This window comes from Mycobacterium sp. ML4 (assembly GCF_054515735.1).
Window position 1 is genome coordinate 1 of record NZ_JBTNSY010000062.1, and the last position, 3,285, is coordinate 3,285.

The following is a 3,285-nucleotide window of genomic DNA, read 5'->3' on the forward strand; positions in this document are numbered from 1 at the left end:
GCCGTGGGTGTGGTGGTTTGGGTGAGTTGGTTGAGGAGGTAGTTGGTGAGGGCGGTGGGGGTGGGGTGGTCGAAGACGAGGGTGGCGGGGAGGGGTAGGCCGGTGTGGTGGGTGAGGGTGTTGCGGAGTTGCAGGGCGGTCAGGGAGTCGATGCCGAGGTTGGTGAAGGGTTGGTCGGGGTCGATGGTGGTGGGGTCGGGGTGGGCTAGGACGGTGGCGGTGGTGGTGAGGATGAGGTGGGTCAGGGTGGCGCGTTGGTGTTGGGGGGTGTGGCCGGTGAGTTCGGTGGTGAGGGTGTTGGTGGTGGTGGCGTGGGGTCGGGTGGTGGTGAGGGTGGATAGCAGTGGGGGCAGGGTGTGTTGGCGTGCTTGGTGGGTGAGGGTGCGTTTGTTCAGGGGGGTGGGGATTTGGTGGGGGTGGTGGTGGGTGAGGGCGGTGTCGAACAGGGTGAGGCCGTGGTCGGTGGTGATGGGGGTGAGTCCGTTGCGGGTCATGCGGGTGTGGTCGAGGGTGCTGAGGTGGGCGGTCATGGCGCTGGGGGTTTGCCAGTAGCCCCAGGCCAGGCTGGTGGTGGGGTGGTGTTGGTGGTGGCGGTGGTGGGCGAGGGCGTCGAGGAAGGCGTTGGCGGCGGCGTAGGCGCCTTGTCCGGGGGCGCCCAGGACGGCGGCGACGGAGGAGAACAGGATGAGGGTGTCCAGGGGGGTGGTGGTGGTGAGGTGGTGTAGGTGCCAGGCGGTGTCGGCTTTGGCGGTCAGGACGGTGTGCAGTTGGGTGGGGGTGATGTCGGTCAGGACGGCGTCGTGCAGGGTGGCGGCGGTGTGGATGATGGCGGTCAGGGGGTGGGTGGTGGGGATGTCGGTGAGCAGGGTGTGCAGTTGGGTGGGGTTGCTGGTGTCGCAGGCGGTGATGGTGACGTGGGCGCCGAGGTGGGTCAGGTGTTGGTGCAGTTCGTGGGCGCCGGGGGCGTGGGGGCCGCGGCGGGAGGCTAGTAGGAGGTGGCGCACGCCGTGGTGGGTGATGAGGTGTTCGGCGAATAGTGCGCCGAGCATGCCGGTGCCGCCGGTGATCAGGACGGTGCCGTGGGGGGTCAGGGTGGGTGGTGGGGTGAGGACGATTTTTCCGGTGTGTCGTGCGTGGGTGAGGTCGGTGAGGGCGTGGCGGGCGTGGGTGAGGCCGTAGCTGGTGGTGGGTAGGGGGTGTAGGGCGCCGCTGCTCAGCAGGGGGGTTAGGGCGGTCCAGGTGGCGGCGATGTGGTCGGGGGGTGTGGTGTTGAGGTCGTAGGTGTGGTAGGTCGCGTCGGGGTGGGTGTGGGGGGTGGGTGGATCGGTGGTGGCGGTGAGGTCGATGAGGTGTCCGCCGGGGGCCAGCAGGTGCAGGGAGTCGTTGAGCAGGTCGGGGGCCAGGGTGTGCAGGATGATGTCCATGCCGTGGCCGTGGGTGGCGTGGTGGAAGGTGTCGGCGAAGTCGGGGGTGCGGGAGGAGGCGATGTGGTCGTCGGGGATGCCCAGCTTGTGGAGCAGGGGGTGTTTGGGGGGGCTGGCGGTGGTGTAGGTGTCGGCGCCGAGGTGGCGGGCGATTTGCAGGGCGGCGTGGCCCACGCCGCCGGTGGCGGTGTGGATGAGCACGCGCTGGCCGGGGTGTAGGTGGGCGTGGTCGATCAAGGTGGTGTAGGCGGTGAGAAACGCCACGGGTGCGGCGGCGGCTTGGGTGAAGGACCAGCCGGCGGGGATGGCGGTGACCAGGCGGTGGTCGGTGATGGCGGTGGTGGCCGCGGCGTTGTGGGGGAACAGGCCCATCACGGTGTCGCCGGGGGCGATGGTGGTGACGTCGGGGGCGGTGTCTAGGACCACCCCGGCGCCTTCGCGGCCGATGCCGGTGTCGGGGTCGGCGGCGGTGTCGAGGTCGCGGTGGCTTAGGCCGGCGGCGCGGATGGCGACCCGGATGTGTCCGGGGGCTAGCTCGGGGACCGGTGCGGTGGGGGCCAGGGTCAGGCTGTTCAGGCCCCCGGGTGCGGTGGTGCGCAGGTGCCAGGTGGGGGTGGGTGGTGGGGTCAGGGTCTGGGACGGGGTGAGTCGGGGGGTGTGGACCACACCGTCGCGGAGGGCGAGCTGGGGCTCCACGGCGCTTCGCCGGGCCGGGTCCGCGAGCGCGGCTAGGACGTGGCCCAGGGTGTGGTCGGTGGCGGTGGTGGTGTCGATGTCCAGGGCGGTGATGCGTGCGGGGTGTTCGTTTTGGGCGGTGTGGATCAGGGCCCACAGCGCGGCGTGAGCCAGATCGGGGGGCTGGTCATAGACGGTGGTGCACACCGCGTGGGTGGTGATGATGACCAGCGGGGTGCTCAGGGTGTCGGGGCGGGTCAGCCACTGCTGCAGCTGGGTCAGGGTGTGTTGGGTCAGGGTGTGCAGGCGTGGCAGGGGATCGTGGTGGTCGGGCTCGGGGGGCGGTAAGGGCCAGATGACCAGGTCGGTGTGGGCCAGATCGGGGTGGGTCAGCTCGCGGTAGGGGGCGGCGGGGGTCAGGCTGGCGGGCAGCCGGTCGGGGTCGCTGGTGATGACCGCCCACCCCGAGGGGGGCGGTGTCGGGGGGAAGGTGTCCTCGGGCAAACCCGGCCAGTCCAGCTCGAACAAGCTCTGCCCCAGGGCGGCTGGTGGTGGGGCGCTGAGATGGTCGGGGCGCGGGCGCAGGGTCAGGGTGTCGATGGTGATCACCGGGGCCCCGGCGGGGTCGGTGGCGTGCAGGGTGAAGGTGTCGGGGCCGGTGCGGGTCAGCTGCACGCGCAGGCGGGCGGCCCCGATCGCGTGCAGGGTGACCCGGTGGAAGGCGAACGGTAGCCGCGCGGTGGGCGGGTCGCTGCCGGGATCGGTGTCATAGAACGCCGCGGCCAACGGATGCAACGCGGCATCGAGCAGGGCGGGGTGGATGCCGTAGCCGGTGGTGTCGGTGTCGGCGGGCAACGCCACCTCGGCGTACACGCTCGAGGAGCCCTCGAGGAGGCTGATCCCGCGCACCGCCCTAAACGGGGACTGGTAATGGAACCCCTGCTCGGCCAGCTCGTCATAGAAGCTGTCGGTGTCGATCGCCTCGATGCCCACCGGCGCCGCCGCGGTGTCCGGGATCGCCGCCTTCTGGGCGCTCAACGCGCCGCTGGCATGCAACGTCCACTCCGTCAAACCACCGGTGGTGCTGGTACGCGAGTGCAGGGTGAACGGGCGCCGCCCGTCGTCCTGGACCGCCTGCACCATGATCTGGACATCGGTGGGCGTGTGCGGGTCCACCGTCAACGGG

Annotated in this window: 1 protein-coding gene; it reads right to left on the reverse strand. The window is 70.8% G+C overall.

Translation table 11 applies throughout. From position 1 onward, the window contains the following. A partial coding sequence (locus ACX9NE_RS29120) for an SDR family NAD(P)-dependent oxidoreductase (protein WP_459365237.1) occupies positions 1–3,285 on the reverse strand: 3,285 nt, incomplete at both ends.